This window comes from Vibrio olivae (genome assembly GCF_042428525.1).
GTDB lineage: Bacteria > Pseudomonadota > Gammaproteobacteria > Enterobacterales > Vibrionaceae > Vibrio > Vibrio olivae.
On the sequence record NZ_JBHMEP010000005.1, the window covers coordinates 96,213 to 120,459 of the forward strand.

Consider the following 24,247-nt stretch of genomic DNA (forward strand, 5'->3'; position numbering starts at 1 on the left):
ACGTGTAAATTGAGAATGGCGAATATATTGGGTGCCCGTCATGATCGGAATGAAGTTAAATTAAAAAATTACTTAGGCTTTAAAAATGAAAATATTGGTTACAGGTGGCGCTGGTTTTATTGGCTCTGCTGTCATTCGTCATATTATTAAAAATACATCAGACAGCGTTATCAATGTCGATAAGCTAACGTATGCTGGCAACTTAGAATCTCTATCTGAGGTATCATCCGATGAGCGTTATTGCTTCGAGCAAGTCGATATTTGCGATAAAAAGGCACTAGAAAAAGTATTTTCAACCCATCAACCAGATGCGGTTATGCATCTAGCGGCCGAAAGCCATGTTGATCGCTCTATTGATGGCCCGGCTGCGTTTATTGAAACCAATATCGTGGGGACTTATACCTTATTGGAAGTTGCACGTGGTTATTGGAACCAGCTTGATCAAGTAGGAAAAGCCGCGTTTCGCTTTCACCATATCTCAACCGATGAGGTTTATGGTGATTTGGAAGGAACGGATGATTTATTTACTGAAAATACATCATATGAACCATCAAGCCCTTATTCCGCTTCTAAAGCTTCAAGTGATCACTTAGTTCGCGCTTGGCTACGGACTTATGGTTTGCCCACCATCGTGACGAACTGTTCAAATAACTATGGTCCTTATCATTTTCCTGAAAAGTTAATTCCTCTTATGGTACTGAATGCATTGGATGGTAAGCCTTTGCCTGTATACGGCGACGGGATGCAAATTCGTGATTGGTTATATGTAGAAGATCATGCTCGAGCGCTTTATAAAGTCGTCACTGAGGGACAAGTTGGCGAAACTTATAATATAGGTGGGCATAATGAAAAGGCGAATATTGACGTCGTAAAAACGATTTGTGCCATTTTAGATGAACTCGTGCCATCAGCGTCTAACCCGAACTTTGCAGCTAAAGGTCATCCTGAACTTGATTCAAGAGCTAACCCAAGCATTCAACAAGCAACCGGCTACGCCAGCTTAATTACCTATGTAAAAGACCGCCCTGGTCACGATGTGCGTTACGCGATAGATGCAGCGAAAATTGAGAAGGAACTAGGTTGGAAACCTGAAGAAACGTTTGATACGGGTATTCGAAAAACAGTGGAGTGGTACTTGCGTAATGAAAACTGGTGGCAACGCGTTTTAGATGGGACATATAATTTTGAAAGACTAGGTAATAATTAACTTAAGTTATTACAATAAGCAGTCTGTACTCTTTGGAATTCTTACTAGGCTTAGAAATACACAAATTATTGAGATTATGAAGTAATGGAAAAATTAAAAGTTATAACCGTATTTGGTACTCGTCCCGAAGCAATAAAAATGGCCCCATTAGTACATGAGTTAGCTAGAGATGATAGATTTGAATCAAAAGTATGTGTGACTGCACAGCATAGAGAAATGCTTGATCAAGTTCTAACTCTTTTCGATATAAAGCCAGACTATGACCTAAATATAATGCGCTCCGGTCAGGACCTTACAGATGTGACATGTGCAATTTTAAGTTCTTTGAAAAAAGTATTTCAGGACTTTAAGCCTGATTATGTACTAGTTCATGGTGATACTGCTACTACTGTATCAACTACCCTGGCTGCATATTACCAAAAAATTAAAGTAGCTCACGTTGAAGCTGGCCTTAGAACTGGAAATATTTACTCTCCTTGGCCTGAAGAAGGAAATAGAAAAATAACTGGCTCTCTCGCTAATTTACATTTTGCACCAACTGATACATCTAAGCTAAACCTTATTAAAGAAAACATTGATAAAAAAAATATAATAGTAACGGGGAATACAGTTATAGACTCGCTGTTTGATGTGATAGGGAAAATTAATAGTAATATTTCACTATCAAAGATGATGGCTGAAAAATTTAATTATCTCGATGATAGTAAACGTTCAGTTCTAATTACAGGGCATCGTAGAGAAAATTTTGGTGGTGGATTTGAACGTATTTGCGAGGCTATATCTATACTATCCGGTACATTTCCTAATGTCGAGTTCATATATCCTGTACACTTAAATCCTAATGTCCGAGAACCAGTAAATAAAAAACTTAGTGGTTTAGATAATGTATTTTTAATTGAGCCATTAGATTACGTTCCATTTATATACATAATGAATCGGTCAAGTATACTTCTTACTGACTCAGGGGGCATTCAGGAGGAAGCGCCAAGTCTTGGTAAACCAGTACTTGTTATGAGGGATACGACCGAAAGGCCGGAAGCTGTCGAGGCAGGTACAGTTAAATTAGTTGGAACTAATATAGAACATATTGTAAGTGAAATCAGCTTGTTATTGACAAATGAGTCTGAATACGAAAAGATGAGTTTCTCACACAATCCTTATGGTGATGGAAGTGCGTCAAGACGTATATGTGATGAGCTTGCTGGAAGATTATGAGCAGAAGTTCTTTTATTCCAAGTATACTCAGTACTGGTTCAAAAACCGTAAGTAACTTTGGGACATTTTTTTTAATAGGTTATTTTTATGACCAAAATACCTTCTCTCACTATATATCGATATCTGTTTTAGCTACATTTCTTGGTTTTTTAGCTGACTTGGGTTTCTCCTCAAAGATTGCTTTTGATTTTACAAAAAAAAATATATCAAAAGCTCTTATTGACTCATTTATTGTTAGATTTTTAGTTTTTATACCAATTACCACCTTTATTTTCTCATATTCATTATTAATGTTAAATGAATGGATTTTACTGCTTTTATTTACAAATGTTGTTTTTTCTCATTGGTTAGAATCTTATTCTTTTAAATTGAGATATGAAAATAAATACTGGTTGGAGCTATTTTTTTCTATATCTTTATATTTGATGCCATTTTTTTTCATGGCAGTGTCTTTTAGTTTTAATAATAATCTTGAATGTGTATTTTTAATATATTCTTCATATAAATTTTTAATATTCATATTCTTGTTTTTAAAGTTTACTAACTTTAAAAACAAGGGAATCAGTGTGAATGTATATGAAGAGATCTCCAGCAGTATTAAGTTTGTGTTAGATTCCCTTCTGTTAAATATACAGCCTTTAATCCAAACTTATTCATGTAAATTAATTCTTAGTTCACCAGATTTCGTGGTTTTTGGGTATGGGTTAAAGATAGTTCAAGGTGTTAATACAATGTTCTCTGCGATAAATAATGTTTTTTATCCTAGAATTGCAAGTGATTGGTGTCATAAGAAAAAAGTAAAAAAACATATAAATAAGTTTGTTGCTGTTATTAACTTTATTCCTATTTCTTTAGCTTTTTGTTTGGTTTTATCTGAAGTGTATAGTTTTGATTTTGCTACTAAATATTTTAAATTTCTAGATGTCTTATGGATTTGCTTAGTATTAATTATAATAAAGCTTAATAGTGCTATTTTGGGAGGTATATTAACATTAGCTGGATTTCAAAAATTTAGAGTCAAAGTTAACAGTTGTAGTTTAATTATTGATACTAGTTTGATTTGGTTGTTTTGTTCCTTAAAGCCGTTTAGCTCATCTGTCTTTTTAGCAATGATTTTTTCATGTCTTGTGGTTTTTATAAGCTACTTTGTGGCTATAAAGTGTAATGGTAGTATATCAAATTTGGTTTTTAGCTTTAGAAATAAGAACTAATAGCTAATCGTTTTGTCATTTCTGTATATTTTAATTTTGTAGGAAAGTAATGAAAAAAGTAAGAGTGGGTTTTTTGTGGCATAATGTATCTTCTGGCAACCTTGGTGTTGGAGCTCTTTCTATTAGTAATATGATTTTAGTTAAAGATGCTTTAGAAAGTATAAATATGGAAGGTGAGTTTTTTACAATAGGAGATTATGAGTGTTCAGATCCTAGTAACCATGATAAAGTAAAATCCCAAATTGCACATAACTTTACTCATATAAGTATTAGTGTCAAGCAGTTGCTAATAAACCCTATAAAATTAATAAAATTTATTAAGTTCATTAAAACTCTAGATCTTGTATTAGATATAGGAGCTGGAGACAGTTTTTCTGATATATATGGCTCTAAGAGGTTTATCATACAGGTATTTACTAAGATAGCTAGTGCGCAATTTGCTAGGATTAGTATATTGTCTCCTCAAACAATAGGGCCTTTTAAATCAAGGTTCGCAGAAAAAATAACAAAGTTTATTATAGAAAAGACTAACTTTTCATATGCAAGAGATACTATTAGCTATGAATTGGCAAGTAGATTAGGTAAATGTGAATTAGCTACTGACGTGGCTTTTTCTATGCCATACCAAGTAAGTAGTAGATTTTCTGATATAGATAATTCTATCCATGTAGGAATCAATGTCTCCGGTTTATTATTAAGTGGTGGTTATAATAGGCTAAACCAATTTGGGTTAAATCACAATTATGAAGAGTTTATACATAAAGTAATCAAAGAGTTTATGGCGTATGACAATGTGAAAGTTCACTTGATTCCACATGTAATAGCTACTGTTCCAGAAAATGAAATAGAAGATGACTATTTAGCCTGTGTTAAGATTAAAAAATCATTTCCTGAATGTGTTTTAGCTAGTCGGTTTACAAATCCAATTGATGCAAAAAATTATATATCAAAACTTGATTATTTTACTGGTGGACGGATGCATGCCACGGTTGCTGCATTTTCTACGGGAGTAGCAGTAACACCATATGCTTATAGTAGGAAATTTAAAGGATTATATAATACTATAGGCTACACAAATATTTTGGAAGCGAAAGAACTATGTTTAGAAGAGGCAGTTAAGAAAGTTATATCAGATTTCAATAATCGTGAAGAACTAAAAAATAATATTATGAAATGTACTTCAAGTATTAAAAAGTTGACGGATGTTTATTTAAAAACCTTAAAGGAAGTTTTGAGTGATTTGCATTGAATCTGTTATAAAAAAGCAATTGTGTAGCGGTTGTGGTTTATGTGCTTCTATGTTTCCTGATAACATAGAGATGAATAAAGATGGCTTTTTTAATAGACCTAAAATAAAAAAAAATCTTAATAAGAAAGATATGAATGTATTCTCTCACATATGTCCTGGCATTAATCAAAGTGCACCGGGAAAAGCTAAATATATAAATCAACATGTTATTTGGGGTAATTATAAAAACTCGTATACTGGTTACAGTAATGATGAAAAAATTAGATATAAAGCTTCTTCCGGAGGTATATTGAGCCAAACAGCCATTCATTTATTAGAAAAACATATGGTAGATGGTGTTATTCATATAAAAGCTGACCCTAGTAATCCTATAATGAATTTAGCGTCAGTAAGTTTTACTCCTAACGAAGTTTTATCGGGAGCTGGTTCTCGATATTCTCCCGCCTCTCCTTTAGAGAATTGCTTACAAGTTCTAAATATGTACCCAAATAAAAAGTTTTGTTTTATTGGTAAACCCTGTGATGTCACTGCCCTGCGGAATTTAATGAAGATACAGAAAGATATATCTAAACGAGTTCCATATCTTTTGAGTTTTTTCTGTGCTGGAACTCCTTCTAGAGATGGTGTAGTCCATCTACTTAAGAAATTAAAGGTAGAGCCCAAAGATATTATAAAGTTTGATTTTAGGGGGAATGGTTGGCCTGGAAAAACCACAGTTGAAACCCTGAAAGATAAGAAAGAAATGAGTTACAGTGAATCATGGGGGGATATACTTGGACCAACTATTCAGCATAGATGCAAAATATGTGCTGATGGTATTGGAGAGAATGCAGATTTAGTCAGTGCAGATGTATGGCATTCTGATGAAAACGGTTATCCATTATTCGAGGAAAGTGATGGAGAGGGCTTAGTTCTCCCAAGGACGAATAATGGAAATCTACTTGTTGAATCTATGAAAGAACAACAAGCTGTTTGTTTAAAACCATATAGTTTAGATAGTCTTAAAAGTGTTCAGCCTACTCAATACGACAGAAAAGGGACTTTTTTGGTAAGGGCTTTAGCTAAGCTGGCTACACAATATACAATTCCCCGATTTTCGGGGCAAAGAGGTTTTTCTGCCGCATTGGAAATAGGTTTGTATAAAAATTTCAAAAGCTTTTTAGGGTCTTTGTTAAGGTCTAAGCAAGGGAAATTGTAATGATTGAAAAGTTGAATATCATTATATTAAACTGGAATAGTGCAGAGGATGTTAAGCAACTACTAGAATCAATAGAAACATCTACATATAAGAACTTCAGGCTTCTCCTTATTCATAATGCTACGGATGATAAGTCTTGTATGGAAGAGATTTATTTTGAATATAAAGAAAAATATGAAACTCACATTATATTCAATGAGTTTAATTTAGGTTATGCAGGTGGAAATAATGCGGGATATAAATATTTATTAGAAAAAAAATTAATGGGTAATATATTAATATTAAATCCTGATATCACGGTTCGACCCAATACTATTGAATGTCTAGTTCGAGCGTTGAATACAAGTTCTAGTATTGGTGCAGCAATGATTAGAACTATGAATGATAATGGTGATAAGCTATATGATGCAATAAGGCTTAATGGTTTTTATCAAAAATATATATCTTGTAACGAAGAAATTTGTGAAACTGATTACGTAGCTGGATCATGTTTTATTATTGAACGGGAGCTAGTTGACCAGATAGGTTTATTCGATGAAAGATACTTTATGTATTGGGAAGAAGTTGACTTATCAATCCGAATTATTTTAAATGGTAAAAAATTAGTAAGTACTACAAAAAGTCATATTTTTAGGAAATCGAATTCTAGTGATAGGTCAGCTAATGCTATATACTTTTCCGCCAGAAATAGTAAAATATTACACGCTAAATTTAAAGATAGGTTTAGCTTTAGATATCTTTTATTTTATTTAGGAAGCAGCCTTCTTTATTCATTATTTTTATCTATAAAGATAAGAAAGTTAAATCCATTCCTTTCCTTTATAAGAGGAGTTGTAAGTGGTATTTAAGCTAATTAAATTAGCTATCTTTTTTATTATTTTTCCGATGATGGCTATACCATTTTTATATGTAAAAATCCCTCCGATATATCAGATTGTTTTTACTTTGTTGCTACCGATTGCTTTTTTTAAAATATTTAAAACTAAGAAATTAAAAAAAGAGATTTTTTATAAATTGTGTGCATGTGTAGTTTTTGTTTGGTATCTTTTTTTTATTGGTAGTCAAATTACGCAGGTGTGTTCTATCCTGTTTTATATTTTAATTATATTGTTTATTAGGTATAATTATAGCTTTTTGATTTTTAGTAATGAAGATAAAATATGTAAAATGCTATTATTGGTTTACATTATCACTTTAGTTATTTGTGGATTTCAAGTTTTTTATTATTATTTTTTTGGAGGGGTTAAGTTAATACCAGACTTTGTTTATTTAACTTCTGGGATTTATTCGCAAGTGTTGAATAATCCTGTTTCTGGTTGGAATGAATCATTTAGGCCCAATGCTTTCTATGCTGAGCCATCATTTCTAGGTTTCTTCTTGTGTATGTATATGTCTTTTATTTTAGATAGAGAAGAAAAATATAGGTATATCATATTGATTTTTAATATACTTTTCTTATATATATTGGGGATTAGAAGTGGTTTTGTAGTTCTTTTTCTTGTTTCTATATATGATATAAGTGCTAAGTTTCTCTCTGAGGGATTTGTAAAGAAATTATTTTTTGTTTTTGTCTTTGCCTCTGTGCTTTTGCTTTATTACTTCTTTGATAATATAAAATTATTTTCTGATGCTAGTAGAAGTATTGATGCTTCTACCTATGAAAGGTTATCCCTGTTAGTTTCAGGAATCGAGGTTTTCTCTGATAATATAATTTTAGGTATCGGCTTGGGGAACTTGAAGGAATATATAGTGCAGAATGGTTTATATGATGGAGGGGTGGCAAATGTTGGTAATTTATATGTACAATTGCTGGCAGAGTCAGGATTAATTGGTATGGGTATCATGATATTAATCTTGTGGAGGGTTTATAATTTTAACCGATCTTTTCTTTGCCTATTGTTAAGTTTTTTCTTTGTTGGTGGTTACAGCCTTTTTTATATGTTTCTTATTCCATTATTTTCAACAATATTTAAGACGAAAAAGTATGAGAGTTCTTTTTAAAAATAGATTTGATGCATTGCAGGTGCCTGGCGGTGATACTGTTCAGATGCTTAACACTAAAAAAGCACTAGAAAAAAAAGGTATAATTGTTGATGTTTGCTTAGATGGAAAAAAAGATTACCGAAACTATGATATTGTCCATGTTTTTAATTTAATGCGCCCTTTTGAGACAACAATGGCTATATGGGGAGCCAAAAAGGCCAAGGTTCCTATAGTTTGTTCTAGTATTTATTGGGATTTTAGTGAGTTTAATCAAGTCGGTAGAGGTTCAAGAATCCACTCTGGTTTACATAAGTGGTTGAATGAGTTTCAAGTTGAAAAAATTAAAGAGTTCATCCGTGGTAAGCGATTTTCTAATAACGTTGAATTTTGTAATTATTTATTAAGTGATTTTAAAACAACTTTGCTTGATGTCAGTTTATTTCTTCCCAATTCTGTAAAAGAAGGTGAGTTAGTAAAAAGTTGCATATTAAAATCAGCAAAATACATTCCAGTTTACAATGCTGTTGATAAAGATAAGTTTAATGTTTTGTCATACGGAAATGTTCGAAAGGATGCTATAATTGCAGCACGAATTGACCCAAGGAAAAATATCAGAAATCTAGTCAGTGCAAACCTCCCCATAAACTTAGATGTTTATGGAGGTAAAACTCCACTGCACAATGATTATTATGAAAGTGTTAGGAATAATAAAAAAGAAAATGTTAAATTAAAAGGCTTTATTGAAAGTGAATCTTTACCCAATATATATAGAAAGTACAGGTTACATATACTGCCTTCATGGCTGGAAACTCCAGGGTTATCTCAGTTAGAGGCCGCTGCATGTGGCTGTAATATAGTCAGTACAGATCGTGGTTCTGCTGAAGAATATTTTGGAGTAATGGCGACATATTGTTCTCCTGATTCTGTTGAAAGTATTGAAAAGGCAGTATTTAACGCTCTTGAAAATGAACGTACTGAAAAAGAAATGAGTGAATATGTACTCGATACATATACTTGGGACAAGACGGCAGAACAAACGTTTAATGCATATGAAATGGTTTTAAATCACTATGTAAGTTAACAGATTATAGGTATTAAAAATAAATAGCGTTAAGGTTGCATTGAAATGAAAGGAATTATTCTCGCAGGTGGGTCAGGTACACGCTTATACCCAATTACTCGTGGTGTATCTAAGCAATTACTCCCAGTGTATGACAAACCCATGATCTATTATCCGTTGTCTACGCTAATGCTAGCCGGAATTCGCGAAATACTCATCATTACTACACCAGAAGATAATGAAAGTTTTAAACGCCTATTAGGAGACGGTGGTGATTTGGGTATCGAGTTGGAGTATGCCATTCAACCGAGTCCAGATGGTTTAGCGCAAGCTTTTATCATCGGTGAAGAATTCATTGGCGATGATAGTGTTTGTTTAGTACTGGGTGATAATATTTTTTACGGACAATCCTTTAGTAAAACATTGCGAAGTGCAGCTACCAGAGAGCATGGCGCAACCGTCTTTGGTTACCAAGTCAAAGATCCTGAGCGTTTTGGTGTAGTGGAATTTGACCAAGATATGAAAGCTGTTTCTATAGAGGAGAAGCCTGTTAGGCCTAAATCTAACTATGCGGTTACAGGGCTTTACTTCTATGATAATCGTGTTGTTAAAATGGCGAAAAGAGTGCAACCATCTGAGCGTGGTGAGCTAGAAATTACGTCTCTAAACCATATGTATCTTAATGATGATTCTCTAAATGTTGAGTTATTAGGGCGAGGCTTTGCTTGGTTAGATACTGGAACACATGAAAGTTTGCATGAAGCCTCTTCATTCGTTCAAACCATTGAAAATGTGCAAGGTTTGAAAGTTGCTTGCCTCGAGGAAATCGCTTGGCGGAATGGTTGGTTAAGTGATGAAGCCCTAACGAATATTGCTCAGCCCATGCTAAAAAATGCTTATGGGCAGTATTTAAATTCATTGCTTAAGTAGTCGGGAGTTAATGTGAAAATTTTAATTACTGGCTCGAATGGTCAAGTAGGCTATTGCTTAACCCAGCGTTTAGAAGAAAAAGCGACCATTTTAAGCTTAGACTACGAGGGGTTAGATATAACGGATAAAAAAGCGGTACAAAAGATTGTTGCTGACTTTAATCCTGATTATATCATTAACGCCGCCGCGCATACGGCTGTTGATCGTGCAGAGCAGGAAGCTGAGCTTTCTTATGCTATAAATCAAGATGGTCCGCTGCATTTGGCTCAAGCAGCAAGCGAATGTGGTGCTGTTATCCTTCATATTTCTACTGACTATGTTTTTGATGGTGAGGGGCAATTGCCTTACCAAGAAATTGATAGTACCAATCCTCAAGGTGTTTATGGGCATAGTAAACTGGCAGGTGAAATCGCTGTTGCTGAATATTGCCCTAAGCATCTTATACTACGTACTGCTTGGGTGTTTGGTGAGCATGGTAATAATTTTGTTAAAACGATGCTTCGACTTGCGCAAACTCATGATGAATTAACGATTGTTGGTGATCAGTTCGGCGGACCAACCTATGCAGGAGACATTGCTGATGCGCTTATCGCTATGGTGGAATATATTGAAGCAGGGAATAAGCCAGCGTGGGGGGTTTATCATTTTTCGGGTATGCCCTATGCGAGTTGGTATGACTTTGCTAAAGCAATATTTCAAGTAGCAGAAGATTCTAATGTATTACAAAAGCAACCTGCAGTTACTGCTATCCCAACATCCGCTTACCCAACGCCTGCTAAGCGCCCAGAAAACTCTCGTTTAAATTGTACTAAGATAGAAAGTCAATTTGGTATTAAGCCGAGTGATTGGAAGAGAGCCTTAAATAATATTCAAGCTTATAAGTAATGACATTATGAAAGTAATTGAGACCAAGATCCCTGATGTAAAAATTATTGAACCTTCTGTTTTTGGTGATGAGCGTGGCTTTTTTATGGAAACATGGAACCATAAACGTTTTGAAGAGTTAGTAACAGGAAAACCAACAGTATTTGTACAAGATAACCACTCCAAGTCTAAAAAAGGTATTTTGAGGGGGCTACATTATCAAACTGAGAACACACAAGGGAAACTGGTCCGTGTTGTATCAGGGGAAGTATTTGATGTAGCTGTTGATGTAAGGAAAAACTCACCAACATTTGGGCAATGGATTGGAGAATATCTCTCTGCAGAGAATAAGCGGCAGTTATGGATTCCGGAAGGGTTTGCTCATGGTTTTTACGTCACGAGCGAAGAGGCGGAGTTTGTATATAAATGTACGGATTATTATAATCCGAATTCGGAAGTATCTATAAAATGGGATGATACGTCATTAAATATAATATGGCCTTTATCACAACAGCCAGAACTATCTGAAAAGGATAGAAATGGAGAATTATTTTCTGCGAGGAATAGTATTTCACTATGACTATATACTTATCAATAGTATCTCATGGGCATGATCATTTAATTAAAGAAATGGGTTGTGTCGATAATTTTTCAGAACAGTTTAAAATAATAGTCAAAAGTAATAAACCTAACGAAAATTTTGATTATTTTAGCGACAAGAGAAATATTACATGGATAAATGATCTATATTATAAAGGTTTTGGGGAAAATAATAATATAGTATATCAATATTGTATTGATAATTTAGGGATAAATAATGATGACTACTTTATTGTTCTTAACCCTGATCTATATATAGATAGTGACGTTATATATAATCTCGTTTCTAAAATGGAAGATGAAAATGTTTCTATTGCAGCTATTAACTTGTATAAAGATGAAGAAAAGAAAGTTTATGATAATTCAATAAGAAAATTTCCTAATTTAATGGATTTTGTAAAATCTTTCCTTGGTCTTGGTAATGATGCAGTATTGGATAAAAATTTAATTAAAGAAAAATACATCGTAGACTGGGCTGCCGGGTCTTTTTTGGCATTCAGGAGTGAACATTATAAAAGTCTTTCTGGCTTTGATGAAGGATATTTTATGTACTGTGAAGATATTGACATTTGCTATCGAAGTAAAAATGAAGGAGAACCTGTTGTCTATTATCCTAATTTTACTGGACTTCATTTAGCAAAACATGCTAATAGAAAATTATTTTCTAGACATTTTTACTGGCATATTTCTAGTGTTTTTAGATTTTTACTTTCTAAATCAGGCTTGGTAAAACCGAAAAGCTCTATAATCGCTAAATAATATAAATAAGTTATTTTATTTATTTATATTATTAGTCTTAATAACCAAGGCTAGATATATAAAAAACATAAACAAAAATAAGTAAAACATAATATATTCTGGAATGTTAAATATTTCTGAATATATCCCTATCCCCGCTAAAATTGCAGAAATTATGCAAATTATTATCAAAGTCTGAGTAGAAGTTAGTCCCATTCGTTGAAATATATGATGTAAATGCTCTCGGTCAGGTTTGAATGGTGAATCACCTCGTTGAATTCGACGGATCATAATTGCAGCCATATCCATCAAAGGTACAGCAATTAACCATAACGCAGTTATAGGTCGCAACGGTGGTGTTTTTCCATTTTGACTAGAAAGTAGTAAGAACCAAATAACGGTAAAGCCTATTAGCATACTACCTGCGTCACCCATAAACACTTTGCGTTTTCTTCCAAAAAAACCTAAGTTGAGTAATATATAGGGAACAATAATTACAACCATAACTAAGCATAGGTAAGAGATATTATATTGGCCATCGTGGGCAAGCATGATCCCAAGGCCACCAAATGTTACAACTGATAATCCTCCAAGTAACCCATCAATACCATCTACCATATTAAAAGCATTTATTGCTCCAATTACAGCAAATACCGTAACGAAATATCCAAACCAACCTAATGTGATGACTTCCCCAGTACCAAATACATCACCTATTGTTTTTAATTCAATATTTCCCAAACTCATCATAGCGATGGACAGCACGGCTTGCACCGCAAAGCGAATTTTGTAACTAATATCGTATTTGTCGTCTAATGCGCCGATAATAACTAAAATACTAATACAGCCAGCGTATAAAAAAGTGTTATGGATAATTTCTCTATTGTTGAAGAGAAAATATAAAATAGTTAGGCAAATGCTTATGCCACCAACAAGTGGTATAGCGCCATTATGATGTTTACGTTCGTTAGGTTTATCAACGAGGCCTACTTTTTTAGCAACTTTACGCATCAAAAATAGGGTAGCTAAGGAGAAGAAAAATAGAAAAGCGAGATCAACAACAGGAATGAGCACGAACAGAGCCTTTTAACTTTATATCTGACGGTATTTTAGAAGATCTGTGAGTAAGGAGGAAGCTTTGTTTTATGTTCTTTTTAGTTTTCATCATGTGTTAGTGATCTCAGTTAAAATTTCAGACGTTTCTCACAAAGTTATTTAATAAACATTTTCATCAATGAGTTCTTTCTAACCCTTCATCGCATTTATTCATTCTTGCAATAAAATTCTACACTCAAATATGCTTGGATCTAGCTACTGTTGGTTTCTAAGAGCTTAGGTGCTCATTATGGATGTTGATATTATTCACCACGGCGGTAAGGATACTGTCACAGGTTCGTGTCATGAACTGGTTTTTGAGGGCGGAAGTCTATTAATCGATTGTGGCCAGTTTCAAGGGCGTGATGAAAAGCCGCTAGATATCGATTTCCCTGTCGAACAAGTGCAAGCGTTATTGGTGACTCACGCTCATATTGATCACATCGGGCGCATTCCTTGGCTGCTTGCAGCGGGTTTTAAAGGCCCTATTTATTGCACTGCTGCAACAGCCGAGTTGATGCCGTTAATGTTAGATGATGGCCTGCGATTGCACTTAGGAATGCAGCGGGCTTATCGTCAACAGGTGCTAAATACCATTCGCCGCTTAATCGTCCCTTTGGAATATGGCGTTTGGCATCCGCTTGCTCAGTTTGAGCAAAGCTATCGTATTCGATTTAGTCCCGCTGGGCACATTCTTGGCTCTGCTTTCATTGAGTTCGAGCTTCCTAATCATGACGTCGTGGTATTTTCTGGCGATCTCGGCTCTTGTGATACACCGCTTCTTCCAGACCCCATCTCTCCTCCTCGCGCGGATATCCTTTTTCTTGAATCTACTTACGGCAATAAACAGCATGAATCGATTGCTCAACGTAGCCAGCGCTTACAGCGAATTATAGAGCGCTCGTTAGTTGATGGCGGCAGCATTATTATTCCCGCATTTAGCGTTGGCCGAACCCAAGAATTGCTGTTTGATATAGAGCAACTTATCCATGCCTCTCAATTAGACGGAGACATTCCGATTATCTTGGATTCCCCAATGGCGCAAGAAGTGACACGCTCTTATCAACGGTTTAAGCAATTATGGGGGAGTGAAGCCAAAGCTCGATTAGAAGCTCATCGGCATCCATTAGAGTTTGAGCAGTGCATCACTGTTGAAGATTACCGTAGCCATCAGAAGTTAGTGAACCGTTTAGCATCCACCGGTGAAGCAAGCATTATTGTTGCGGCTTCTGGTATGTGCCAGGGCGGACGAGTGATGGCTTACTTACAAGCGCTACTTCCTGACAAACGTACCGATGTGATTTTTTCCGGTTATCAAGCTGAAGGGACGTTAGGTAGGTTATTACAAGAAGGCGCAAGGTCGGTTGATATTGATGATCAGCCAGTAAAAGTGAATGCGCAAATTCACTCGATGTCTGGCTATAGTGCGCATGCTGATAAAAGTGACTTAATAAGGTTTGTCACTGGGATTAAACACAAACCAAGGCAGATTCACCTGCTCCATGGAGAGCAAGAGAGTAAACGCTCACTTTATACGCAACTGACGGAGTTAGGGTTCTCTGTTACTAAGTAGTGTCTGTATTCCGTCATTCTGAACAAGCGCAGCGTAGATTCAGAATCTGGTTGATAGTTGGATGGACCCTGAATCAAGTTCAGGGTGACGATCTTTTTGTAGGCGGGGATGACGGCGTTTTTGTGGGTAGGGTGATAGCTTTTTGTAGGCAGGATGACGGTGTTTTTGTGTTTAGTGGCTGTTCATGATTCGACTTCACTGATACGTCATTCTGAACAAGCGTAGCGTAGATTCAGAATCTGGTTGATGGTTGGATAGACCCTGAATCAAGTTCAGGGTGACGGTCTTTTTGTAGGCGGGGGTGACGGCGTTTTTGTGGATAGGGTGATGGCTTTTTGGGGGTGGGATGACGGTCTTCTTTTGTGATGCCAGAGGATAGTTGCCATTTATGGTCGGTACGAATTTTGAAAAGCAGCCGTGTGTTTATATCCTGACTTCTCGTAATAGAAAGGTTTTGTACATTGGTGTAACAAGCCAGTTGAAACAAAGAGTGTGGCAACATAAACATAAAGTGAGTGCTGGTTTTACTGCCAAATATAATGTTTGCGACCTCGTATACTACGAGTTATTCGGTTCAATGAAAGAAGCAATAGAGCGAGAAAAGCAGTTAAAAAGGTGGCGTCGTAGTTGGAAAGATGAACTGATTGTCTCAATGAATCCACGATGGGACGACTTATACGAATCTCTATAATGGGTCATTCTGAACAAGCGCAGCGTAGATTCAGAATCTGGTTGATGGTTGGATGGACCCTGAATCAAGTTCAGGGTGACGATCTTTTTGTAGGCGGGGATGACGGCGTTTTTGTGGGAAGGGTGATGGCTTTTTTTGGGGATGGGATGACGATGTTTTTGTGTTTAGTGGCTGTTCATGATTCGACTTCGCTGATACGTCATTCTGAACAAGCGCAGCGTAGATTCAGAATCTGGTTGATGGTTGAGTAGACCCTGAATCGAGTTCAGGGTGACGATCTTTTTGTAGGCGGGGGTGACGGCGTTTTTGTGGGAAGGGTGATGGTTTTTTTGTGGGCAGGAAGACGCCTTTTTTTGTTGGTAGGGGGACGACCTTATAGCATAGCGTCGTGAGTGAGTAAAAAGGCCAGCATGATGCTGGCCTTTATCGTTTATAGAATCTGTTTCAGGACGCGGTCTGCTTTTACTCTGGTAATTTTTCGAATCAGTTTTTGTACTGGTTCAGGGTAATTTTCGACTTTCTCAAGCTGCTTGTAGGTACAAATGAGCTGAGTGTGCTGAAGAATATTCTCCGCTTCTTTCTCAAACTGCGGAGTAAGGTGATGATAATGGTCTTGAATCAAAATGGCGTTTTCAAGATCCAACTTCCAAGCTCGAGGGTTGAGGTTATTCCCCGTTAGCAGCATGTAGCGTTTATCGACCCAAATCCCCTTGAGATGGAAGCTGTTATCATTATGCTTCCAAAGGTGAATAGAGAGCTTGCGGCTGGCAATATTCGCTTCATTATTTTTGGCAAATTGACGTAAGTTACGCTCATATAAATACGGCAGACCACCAATGGTTTTAAACGGCTGAGTTGGGGGAATATAAAAATCATTCGCGGTTTTATCACCCACCACAATGGTGACTTTTACGCCGCGACGTAGGGCTCGGCGCACTTCCTTAGCCACACTGCGTGGGAAATTAAAATATGGCGTGCAGATGAAAATCTCATCACGCGCAATCGACAATAGGTGATTAATACCCTGATTCAGTCGATTGCGTTTTTTACCAACACCAACCATCGGCGTCAGGGCGACTTGCTGGTCAGACACAGGCTGAGAGTCAAACTGATACATCGCTTTACCCAGTAACGTTCTAAACTGCCGGATATCGAGTTTAATGTCTTTGGTGCTTGGTTTTTCTGCATTCGCGAGATTGTGCACCGCTTGGTGGGCAATCATCTCTTGGTCGACAAAGTTAGCCATGCTATCGGCCAGCGTTGAATTGCCAATCACTTGGTAGCGGTCAAAACGGTAACGTTCTTTATAATTCAGATAGATGTTATTTAAGCTTGCGCCGCTATAAATCACGCTATCATCGATGATAAAGCCTTTTAAGTGCAAAACACCAAACACTTCACGCCCACGTACGGGCACACCATAAACCGGTATTTTGTGTTGATGCTTATCGGCGAACTCTTGGTACATGGTGGCATTGGTATCGCCCGGAGCTGAGCCAATGAGGCCGCGCTGCGCTCGGTGCCAATCAACGCAAATTTTCACTTCTAGATCGGGGATACGCTGCTTTGCTGCGTACAACTCAGAAAGAATTTCTCGGCCTGCTTCATCGTCTTCGAGGTAAAGCGCAACAAGGTAGATTCGTTTGCTGGCCTCCCGAATTGCTTTGATCAAACGCTCTCTAAAATCACGCGCGGTAAATAGCGTCTCAAACTGAGCAGGATCTTGGGCAATGGTTGGTAGCTGATTGAATAAGTTCCTATTGCTTATCATGTGCGATGGTATACCTTAACTGTGTGCAAAATTGCAGACTCCGCATAGTATCAAATCTCATTTGACGATTACCAGAAATCCCCATCAATTCAGTGAGTGTCGATCAAGTAATGCATCGGAATCAAATTTTTACCGCTATTTGTATAGCGGAGAAACAAATTTTTTAACGAATTGGGCAATTGGTCGACTTCTATGGCTTTAAATCCATACTGGGCATAGAAGTTGCTCAAATGGGCATACGCAAAACAGTAGTCGGTTGTGGTTAATACTTGGTTTTGACAATAGGCCATTAATTGATGCGCAAAGCCCTGCCCTCGAGACGATTCTGCGGTCACCATGCCGGTTAACAGCCGAAATGTGTCGACTGAGCGAAAACGTACAACGCAAACGAGTTGCTGCTGATAGTAGCCAACATAGGTTAACTCATCTCGCTTGGCTTTGGTCGATGGGTAATAAGATTTATAAAAACGCGTAACCAACGGCATTTTAATCGGGTCTAAACGAGAAATGGTAAGCGTTGGCATCGTATTTTCCTTATTGAAATGAACGAACCACACCTTCATACGGGTGCAGGCAGGCGATAATAAAGTGTCTTGCCGTGTTTTTCAGCCCTAAAACGACGCTTTGTGATGTGATATTGAGTCGATAGCCGGTTTCTCTGACACGCGTATGTTGTTCGCAGCTTTGGCTATCCTGTAGAATAAGCCACAGTTTCATGACATTAGCCAAGACGATGCAATCACAAACTCAAGCCAATTTATCCGCTTATCACACGTTTGGTATTGACCAAACGTGTCAGCATTTAGTTCACGTTCAAAGTGTTCAAGAAATTATTGATGTCTATCAGCATCGTGAGTGGCAAACCCTGCCCAAACTCATTCTTGGTAAAGGCAGCAATATGCTGTTTACTCAGCCCTATCAAGGGGTAGTGTTAGTGAATCAACTGCTCGGGAAAACGGTGACTGAGTCTACGGATGCTTGGCATCTTCATATTCAAGCAGGAGAAGATTGGCCGTCATTGGTGGCGTGGAGCTTGGAACAAGGGTTTAGCGGTTTAGAGAACCTCGCGTTAATCCCTGGCTGTGCGGGTTCTGCACCGATTCAAAATATCGGTGCCTATGGCATGGAATTTAAAGACGTTTGCGAATACGTTGAGTTTCTTGATTTAACCACGTTTCAAACTCAGCGTTTAACTCGCGAGCAATGTCTGTTTGGCTATCGAGATTCCATCTTCAAACATCAGCTGTATCAACGAGTAATGATTACTGCGGTTGGCATTAAGCTTGATAAGCAGTGGCAGCCAAAGGCTGAATACGGGCCGCTCAAAGCGTTGCCTCAACACGCTCTCACCGCCAATATGATTTTTGACCAAGTGTGCTCTGTGAGGCGTGAGAAATTGCCCGACCCAGAGCGCCAAGGGAATGCGGGAAGCTTTTTTAAAAACCCAGTAATTAGCGAGCAACAGTTTCAGGCCCTGAAACCGCGTTTTCCAGACATAGTCGGGTTCTCGGTGGAAGGCGGTGTGAAAGTTGCTGCGGGTTGGTTGATTGATCACTGTGGATTGAAAGGCCTTAAGCTCGGCGGTGCTCAGATTCATCCCAATCAAGCGTTAGTGATTGTGAATGTGGCTAAGGCCAGTGCCAATGATGTGATTCAACTGGCAGCGAAAGTTAGAGACACCGTGTGGGAAACGTATCAAATTCATTTGGAGCATGAAGTGCGTTTTATCGGCGCTACCGAGGAAACCTATTTGGATCAGCTGGTGGAAAGACAAGCATGAAAGAACATAAAGTGAAATTGGCCATCCTCAAACAGTTATCCGCGGGTGGTTTCCATTCGGGAGAGGAGCTAGGCCAAGAGTTTGGTGTTTCTCGCGCGGCCATCAGTAAGCACATTAAAGGCATTCAGCAATGGGGCGTGGATATCTTTCGAATACAGGGCAAAGGCTATCAACTGGCGGCGCCAATGCAGTTACTCGATGAAAGCATCCTCAAAGCAAAAACGCACAAGCCGCTTGAATTGATCCCGATTATTGATTCGACCAACCAGTATCTCTTAGAGCGAACGGAGCAACTTGAATCGGGAACGGTCTGCATTGCTGAATATCAAGGAAAAGGGCGGGGTCGTCGTGGCCGTGAATGGATTTCGCCATTTGGTTCTAATTTGTACCTATCGGTATTTTGGCGTTTAGATGCAGGTATGGCGGCGGCAATGGGCTTGAGCATTGTTGTCGGCGTGGCAATTGTTGAAGCGCTTCAAGCGTTTGGCATTCAAGGCGTCAAACTGAAATGGCCGAATGACTTGTATTATCAAGACCGCAAGTTAGCAGGCATTTTAGTTGAAATGTCGGGCCAAGCTGGCGGCGCGGCAAATTTAGTCATTGGTATGGGGATAAACCTACGTATGGCTGAGCAAACGGCGGGGATCACCCAGCCATGGACCTCCGTTGGCGAGATCCTTGGCGAACAAAACTTCGACCGTAATTTACTGGCGGTTGAACTGGTTAACGCGATTCATCAAGCCCTTGATGATTATGAGCTGCATGGTATGTCTCACTTTGTCGAACGTTGGAACCCGCTAGACAACTATCTCGGGCGCAAAGTGAAGTTGATCATGGGGAATCGAGAAATCGAAGGTATTGAACGCGGGATTAATGAGCAAGGTGCGGTATTGCTGGAAACCAAACAGGGCATCGAGGCTTTTATTGGCGGAGAGATCTCTTTGCGTGGTCAAGCGTAAGTCGACTGGGAGCAGATGGGGCTCCCTAATCATATCTTTTTTATTCCAGAGTTTTTAAGGCCGTAGTTAACGTCATTGTGGTAGTTAACGCCATTGTGATTGCGGAAACGGAATAATGTTGTCTTGGCGACTGTCTGGGTGGGATGGGCTGATTTCTCCTTCTAACGCACTTTGGAATTTAGACATCTGCTGAGTCAGTTCAGTCATCAAAAGGACGTTCGCTTGATTTGGGTTTTTGCATTTCTTTACTACCAAATCAATATGGCTTTGCTGAGCCCATAACCTATCACGCATCGCAGTGGATGCTGACAAAATCATCTCTTCACACATATCACGTTTAAATTGCTCAAAGGCGGCGGGGTTTTTCTCGGCCAGTTCTACCAATTCATCAAATGGTGGTAACTGCTGATCAGGGCTGGCTTGACGCATGGAGCTTTCCTTACTCAAAAACACACAAATTGCTAAGCGAATAAATGACCAAACAAATTGGTCAACTATTATCAAGCATACTCCAGTTATCAAACTTTATTGGTGAGGATTTATACAATCTCAAAAGTAAGACTTAATTAGGGAGCGATGTCATTTTCTTACGCAAGGAAAGTTGCAATATGCTCAGTGGGCGACTAGCTGGCCATAAATGATGGCTGGGTGTGAGTGGTTACTTCTCTTGAATCTTATAAGTGCAGCGTCGTTGCCCAAGTACAATATGCTCTTGGCGTTCAACTGTGCATTGCTCGCCGAGTAAGGATTGAAACACGTTGAGCTCAGATTGGCATAAGCTTGGGCAGCGAGTCGCTGCTTTACAAATCGGGCAATGATTCTCAACCAACAAATAGCCATCTTCGATATGATGCAGTTCAGCCATATACCCTTCTTGTTCACGTAGGGTGACTAATGCCGCCAGTTTTTGTTCTAAAAGATGACAGTCAGACAGTGCTTGTTGGTAGTGCTCAATGGTTTTGCTTTCTCGTTCTGCTGTGACTTTGGCGATTCCATCTTGTCCGAAAACGGACTCTACAGCATCGATCATCTGAATAGTTAATTCACCATGGCGATCAGCAAATTGAGCGTGACCTTTTTGAGTGAGGGACCAATGTCGAGTCGGTCTGCCGACTTTGACTTTGACATCATGAAATGCAAGTACGCCATCATCTTCCAGAGCCTGAAGATGCTGACGAGCGCCCATCGTGGTCATGTTAAATTCTTCTGCTAATTGTTTTGCTGTCACCGCACCGTCACGTTTGATCGACTGCAAAATCTTATCAACGGTTTTCATAATGTCCTCTTTTGTTCACCATTTCATTATGTCGGATCCAGTTAATAAAGAAAAGTATTTACAATTTTAGCAGACGTCGTGGCTTGCATATGCCATGACGTTCATCACATTTTGTCAAACCAAGATCTTTGTTCATTTCTATTACGAAAAAGTTAACCATTCGTTTTATAAATCATATAATGCATTTGGATTATTTTGTTTAATGAAAACTGATGCTTATGCATCGAGTGATTGGTCGACAAAACAACTTGTCAGGGTAGATAAGTTGAGGAGTGAAGGTGTCAAGATGAACGTAGTACGTAAGCCTGTTTGGGACGAGTCCTTTGTGAAGATTTCCTCGTCGTCTTCTCATCATTCAGCCTCGCATAATGAAGAGATTGCTCTGCGAGAGCTGCTGCTTACGCTATGGCAAGGCAAGTGGCTAATTGTGGCTTGCGTGTTGTTTGCTGGCGCGGTAACGCTGTTCTACGCTCAAACCCGAGCACCTCATTGGTCATCTTATGCGCAAATCTCGGCGCCTCATGCCTCTGATATTATGGGTTATCGTCAACATGTGCAGGCTTACCAACCTATATTTAGCTATCGTTTTGGGGATAGTTCACCAGAACTTAGCGCATTGACTCAGCCTAACCAGCTTTACCGCCAGTTTATTGAGACGTTTAACTCTGCCGATAATAAAGCTCGTTTTCGAGCTTCATTGGGGGAACAAGCACCGTGGATTGGCCAAATCACAGCAACTGCCGATGAACAAGACCGTAAAGAGTACCAAAGCTTAATTAAGCAAGGTGCGGATGTGAGCCAGATTGCGCTTCCAAATTATCAACTTCGGTTGCAAGCCAGTAGCGCGCAGCAGAGCCAACATTTACTCACTCAATATGTTGAATATAGCGTCAACCGCACTCAAGAGGCTGCGAAAGCGAATCTGGAAGCCTTAGTCAGTGCCAAGCGCAATGAGCTACTTCAGAGACAAAAGTTGCTCGAAATGCAGGCTCAAAGTCGTATCGATGCAGAAATAAATCGTACTGAGGCGCAGCGCTTGGTCGCACAAACACAGAACGTGGATACTCAGCGCTATACTCATCATTTGAATCAACTGAAAAACTTAACCAATTACGCCCTTGTCTCACCTGAGCTTAATGGGATTGATGCGAAGCTCGCGGCGTTGCAACAGTTGTCCACAGCACCCATTAGTCGGTTTAATGGCTTTCATAATTTAAGTGATCCCTTGGCGGCCAGCCAGCAAGACCGAGCCTCATCGACACTGCTGTTGCTTCTCGGATGCTTGGTTGGCGGCTTCATTGCTGGAGTGTGGCTACTCGTAAAATCACTTTTTAAACAATGACGCTGTGTCTTGTATTAGAAAAAGCTAAGAGTTTTCTTAAAGTTAACGCATTTCTCATCTTTTGGTGATGTGGCGAGAGCCACTTGTACTAACATTCAATTAAAGTGAGTCCATTCAATCACAGATGACCGTTTCCGTGACCAAGGTTACGACAATGACCTGCAACCCTGTTCAATGCCTTTGGTTACGGTACACTGTTTTTTGTTGAAGGATTTTAAATAGTTGAGAGCACTTTCTCATCTGCGTTGTGAGTTTTAGCGTTAAGGAATGTCAGTGGCGAGCCCAAATTACACCCCAATGAATGTTCACTCTTCTTCATCCCATAGTGAAAATGTTCATCCTCAATCAAATGATGAAATTGACTTAAAAGAGCTGTTTACCGCTTTGTGGCAAGGGAAGTGGTGGGTCATTGGTTTTACCATTTTGGGTGCCGCATTGGCGATTACCTATGCTTTGACCGCGCAGCAGTGGTGGAGTTCTAAAGCGCTGGTGGCGATGCCGCAACAGCAAGATGTGGCGCAATATCGTCAGCAGGTAAAACAATTTCAGCCAGTGTTCGACATCTATCAAGATGACGGTACCGTATTGGTCAGTGAAGAACTTGATGACTTAGTTGACCCAGAAATTTTGTTTGAGCAGTTTGTGTCGGCGTTTAACTCAACCAATAATAAGCGTCGTTATTTGAACTCGAGTACGGAGTTTAAGGAATTTAAAGCGGATCTTGAGATCGCTGATGGGGATGATTCAGAGCAAGCGCAAGATGCGATTCGCAAACTGTATTCAGAATGGTTTGAGCGCATTTCTGCAACCAAGTTAAACCCCAAAGATGAAATTTCTCCCTACACGCTGTCTTTGCAATCGATTGGTAAAAATAGCAGTTATGATCTGCTCACTGGCTATTTAGAAATGATTGATGTGCAAACCCATCAGGATGCGCTGAATAACCTGAAAGCCGTAGTGAGTGCCAAGAAAAACGAATTGGCTCAGCAAAAGAATATTTTGATGGCGCAGGCCAAAGCGCGGCTTAGTGTGGAAGCAGAAAAAGCCGAGTACGCATTAGGTATTGCCGAAGCCGCTGATATTCGCCAGCCGATTCAAAGCGGTGATGGCAGTGAGTTATTTTCAATCGATATGGGCTCAAAAGCACTGGATGCCAAAGTAAAAGCGCTCAATTCCATTAAGAATTTGAGTATTATTGAACCGCGTCTTGAGCAGATTAATGCTAAATTGACGATGTTGGATAATTTAAAGGTCGATACCAACATTAACTTTCAAACTTATAAAATCTTGGAAGATATTGAAAAGCCAGTTTCGCGAGATAAACCAAAGCGCGCATTAATTGCAATTTTAGGTACGTTGCTTGGTGGTATGTTAGGTGTGGCGATTGTGCTGATTCGCTTTGCTTTTCGTAAGCAGCCTGATTAAGCCGCCTTGTTGTTGAGAGTAGATTCCAAAGACATGCTTCGGTATTTTCTGCAATGACGCGTAGTGCGATCATTTTAGAA

At 38.7% G+C, this 24,247-nt stretch carries 25 protein-coding genes; 19 read left to right on the forward strand and 6 right to left on the reverse strand.

Going from position 1 to position 24,247, the window contains the following annotated elements; genetic code table 11:
- Positions 1–85 precede the first annotated feature (85 nt).
- The 12 genes from rfbB (at position 86) to ACFFUV_RS15675 (ending at position 12,276) form a co-directional block, all read left to right on the forward strand.
- Complete coding sequence (gene rfbB / locus ACFFUV_RS15620; protein WP_390194512.1) at positions 86–1,207, forward strand: dTDP-glucose 4,6-dehydratase; 1,122 nt, start codon at positions 86–88, stop codon at positions 1,205–1,207.
- An 84-nt stretch (positions 1,208–1,291) separates the two neighbouring features.
- Positions 1,292–2,422 (forward strand): non-hydrolyzing UDP-N-acetylglucosamine 2-epimerase, encoded by a 1,131-nt coding sequence (wecB, locus tag ACFFUV_RS15625; protein ID WP_390194513.1) that lies wholly within the window; start codon positions 1,292–1,294, stop codon positions 2,420–2,422.
- Entirely contained in the window at positions 2,419–3,633 is a 1,215-nt protein-coding gene (locus ACFFUV_RS15630) for a polysaccharide biosynthesis protein (protein WP_390194514.1), read from the forward strand. Before wecB ends, ACFFUV_RS15630 begins: the two co-directional genes overlap by 4 nt.
- A gap of 49 nt (positions 3,634–3,682) precedes the next feature.
- Complete coding sequence (locus tag ACFFUV_RS15635; RefSeq protein WP_390194515.1) at positions 3,683–4,882, forward strand: polysaccharide pyruvyl transferase family protein; 1,200 nt, start codon at positions 3,683–3,685, stop codon at positions 4,880–4,882.
- On the forward strand, positions 4,869–6,080 hold the full coding sequence (locus tag ACFFUV_RS15640; RefSeq protein ID WP_390194516.1) for a Coenzyme F420 hydrogenase/dehydrogenase, beta subunit C-terminal domain: 1,212 nt from the start codon (positions 4,869–4,871) through the stop codon (positions 6,078–6,080). Before ACFFUV_RS15635 ends, ACFFUV_RS15640 begins: the two co-directional genes overlap by 14 nt.
- Positions 6,080–6,928 (forward strand): glycosyltransferase family 2 protein, encoded by an 849-nt coding sequence (locus ACFFUV_RS15645; RefSeq protein WP_390194517.1) that lies wholly within the window; start codon positions 6,080–6,082, stop codon positions 6,926–6,928. The genes ACFFUV_RS15640 and ACFFUV_RS15645 overlap by 1 nt, the downstream gene beginning before the upstream one ends.
- A complete protein-coding gene (locus ACFFUV_RS15650; protein ID WP_390194518.1) occupies positions 6,918–8,081 on the forward strand; it encodes an O-antigen ligase family protein in 1,164 nt (387 codons plus the stop codon). Before ACFFUV_RS15645 ends, ACFFUV_RS15650 begins: the two co-directional genes overlap by 11 nt.
- A complete protein-coding gene (locus ACFFUV_RS15655) occupies positions 8,065–9,144 on the forward strand; it encodes a glycosyltransferase (RefSeq protein ID WP_390194519.1) in 1,080 nt (359 codons plus the stop codon). Before ACFFUV_RS15650 ends, ACFFUV_RS15655 begins: the two co-directional genes overlap by 17 nt.
- 45 nt (positions 9,145–9,189) lie before the next feature.
- Complete coding sequence (rfbA, locus tag ACFFUV_RS15660; RefSeq protein ID WP_390194520.1) at positions 9,190–10,053, forward strand: glucose-1-phosphate thymidylyltransferase RfbA; 864 nt, start codon at positions 9,190–9,192, stop codon at positions 10,051–10,053.
- A gap of 12 nt (positions 10,054–10,065) precedes the next feature.
- The gene (gene rfbD / locus ACFFUV_RS15665) at positions 10,066–10,938 is read left to right on the forward strand and encodes a dTDP-4-dehydrorhamnose reductase (RefSeq protein ID WP_390194521.1); all 873 of its coding nucleotides are present in this window, start codon (positions 10,066–10,068) and stop codon (positions 10,936–10,938) included.
- 7 nt (positions 10,939–10,945) lie between these two features.
- Positions 10,946–11,497: a dTDP-4-dehydrorhamnose 3,5-epimerase gene (gene rfbC, locus ACFFUV_RS15670; protein ID WP_390194522.1), complete on the forward strand. Its 552-nt coding sequence runs from the start codon at positions 10,946–10,948 to the stop codon at positions 11,495–11,497.
- Positions 11,494–12,276: a glycosyltransferase family protein gene (locus ACFFUV_RS15675; protein WP_390194523.1), complete on the forward strand. Its 783-nt coding sequence runs from the start codon at positions 11,494–11,496 to the stop codon at positions 12,274–12,276. Before rfbC ends, ACFFUV_RS15675 begins: the two co-directional genes overlap by 4 nt.
- A gap of 15 nt (positions 12,277–12,291) precedes the next feature.
- On the opposite strand, the gene wecA is transcribed toward ACFFUV_RS15675, so the two are convergent.
- On the reverse strand, positions 12,292–13,329 hold the full coding sequence (gene wecA / locus ACFFUV_RS15680; RefSeq protein WP_390194524.1) for a UDP-N-acetylglucosamine--undecaprenyl-phosphate N-acetylglucosaminephosphotransferase: 1,038 nt from the start codon (positions 13,327–13,329) through the stop codon (positions 12,292–12,294).
- A 271-nt stretch (positions 13,330–13,600) separates the two neighbouring features.
- Between wecA and ACFFUV_RS15685 the strand changes: the two genes are divergently transcribed.
- The 3 genes from ACFFUV_RS15685 (at position 13,601) to ACFFUV_RS15695 (ending at position 15,865) form a co-directional block, all read left to right on the forward strand.
- Complete coding sequence (locus ACFFUV_RS15685) at positions 13,601–14,923, forward strand: MBL fold metallo-hydrolase (RefSeq protein WP_390194525.1); 1,323 nt, start codon at positions 13,601–13,603, stop codon at positions 14,921–14,923.
- Positions 14,924–15,311: 388 nt separating this feature from the next.
- The gene (locus ACFFUV_RS15690) at positions 15,312–15,614 is read left to right on the forward strand and encodes a GIY-YIG nuclease family protein (RefSeq protein WP_390194526.1); all 303 of its coding nucleotides are present in this window, start codon (positions 15,312–15,314) and stop codon (positions 15,612–15,614) included.
- Positions 15,614–15,865 (forward strand): hypothetical protein, encoded by a 252-nt coding sequence (locus ACFFUV_RS15695; RefSeq protein WP_390194527.1) that lies wholly within the window; start codon positions 15,614–15,616, stop codon positions 15,863–15,865. The genes ACFFUV_RS15690 and ACFFUV_RS15695 overlap by 1 nt, the downstream gene beginning before the upstream one ends.
- A gap of 179 nt (positions 15,866–16,044) precedes the next feature.
- Here ACFFUV_RS15695 and pssA read toward each other — a convergent pair whose 3' ends face one another.
- The 3 genes from pssA to ACFFUV_RS15710 all read right to left on the reverse strand — a co-directional run bounded on the left by pssA (position 16,045) and on the right by ACFFUV_RS15710 (position 18,102).
- A complete protein-coding gene (pssA, locus tag ACFFUV_RS15700; RefSeq protein WP_390194528.1) occupies positions 16,045–17,385 on the reverse strand; it encodes a CDP-diacylglycerol--serine O-phosphatidyltransferase in 1,341 nt (446 codons plus the stop codon).
- An 89-nt stretch (positions 17,386–17,474) separates the two neighbouring features.
- Positions 17,475–17,909, reverse strand: a complete 435-nt coding sequence (locus ACFFUV_RS15705) for a GNAT family N-acetyltransferase (protein ID WP_390194529.1) — start codon at positions 17,907–17,909, stop codon at positions 17,475–17,477.
- 10 nt (positions 17,910–17,919) lie between these two features.
- On the reverse strand, positions 17,920–18,102 hold the full coding sequence (locus ACFFUV_RS15710; RefSeq protein ID WP_390194530.1) for a hypothetical protein: 183 nt from the start codon (positions 18,100–18,102) through the stop codon (positions 17,920–17,922).
- A 16-nt stretch (positions 18,103–18,118) separates the two neighbouring features.
- Between ACFFUV_RS15710 and murB the strand changes: the two genes are divergently transcribed.
- Positions 18,119–19,165, forward strand: a complete 1,047-nt coding sequence (gene murB / locus ACFFUV_RS15715; RefSeq protein ID WP_390194705.1) for a UDP-N-acetylmuramate dehydrogenase — start codon at positions 18,119–18,121, stop codon at positions 19,163–19,165.
- The gene (gene birA, locus ACFFUV_RS15720) at positions 19,162–20,124 is read left to right on the forward strand and encodes a bifunctional biotin--[acetyl-CoA-carboxylase] ligase/biotin operon repressor BirA (RefSeq protein WP_390194531.1); all 963 of its coding nucleotides are present in this window, start codon (positions 19,162–19,164) and stop codon (positions 20,122–20,124) included. Before murB ends, birA begins: the two co-directional genes overlap by 4 nt.
- Before the next feature lie 84 nt (positions 20,125–20,208).
- Here birA and ACFFUV_RS15725 read toward each other — a convergent pair whose 3' ends face one another.
- Both ACFFUV_RS15725 and ACFFUV_RS15730 read right to left on the reverse strand, forming a co-directional pair.
- The gene (locus ACFFUV_RS15725; RefSeq protein ID WP_390194532.1) at positions 20,209–20,553 is read right to left on the reverse strand and encodes a DUF3135 domain-containing protein; all 345 of its coding nucleotides are present in this window, start codon (positions 20,551–20,553) and stop codon (positions 20,209–20,211) included.
- Between the two features lie 229 nt (positions 20,554–20,782).
- Entirely contained in the window at positions 20,783–21,400 is a 618-nt protein-coding gene (locus ACFFUV_RS15730) for a helix-turn-helix transcriptional regulator (RefSeq protein ID WP_390194533.1), read from the reverse strand.
- 286 nt (positions 21,401–21,686) lie between these two features.
- On the opposite strand from ACFFUV_RS15730, the gene ACFFUV_RS15735 reads away from it, so the two are divergent.
- Together ACFFUV_RS15735 and ACFFUV_RS15740 are read left to right on the forward strand one after the other, a co-directional pair.
- Positions 21,687–22,742 carry a Wzz/FepE/Etk N-terminal domain-containing protein gene (locus ACFFUV_RS15735; protein WP_390194534.1) on the forward strand — a complete coding sequence of 352 codons (1,056 nt, stop codon included), beginning with the start codon at positions 21,687–21,689 and terminating at the stop codon, positions 22,740–22,742.
- A gap of 297 nt (positions 22,743–23,039) precedes the next feature.
- Positions 23,040–24,167, forward strand: a complete 1,128-nt coding sequence (locus ACFFUV_RS15740) for an LPS O-antigen chain length determinant protein WzzB (RefSeq protein ID WP_390194708.1) — start codon at positions 23,040–23,042, stop codon at positions 24,165–24,167.
- The last annotated feature ends 80 nt before the right edge of the window (positions 24,168–24,247 follow it).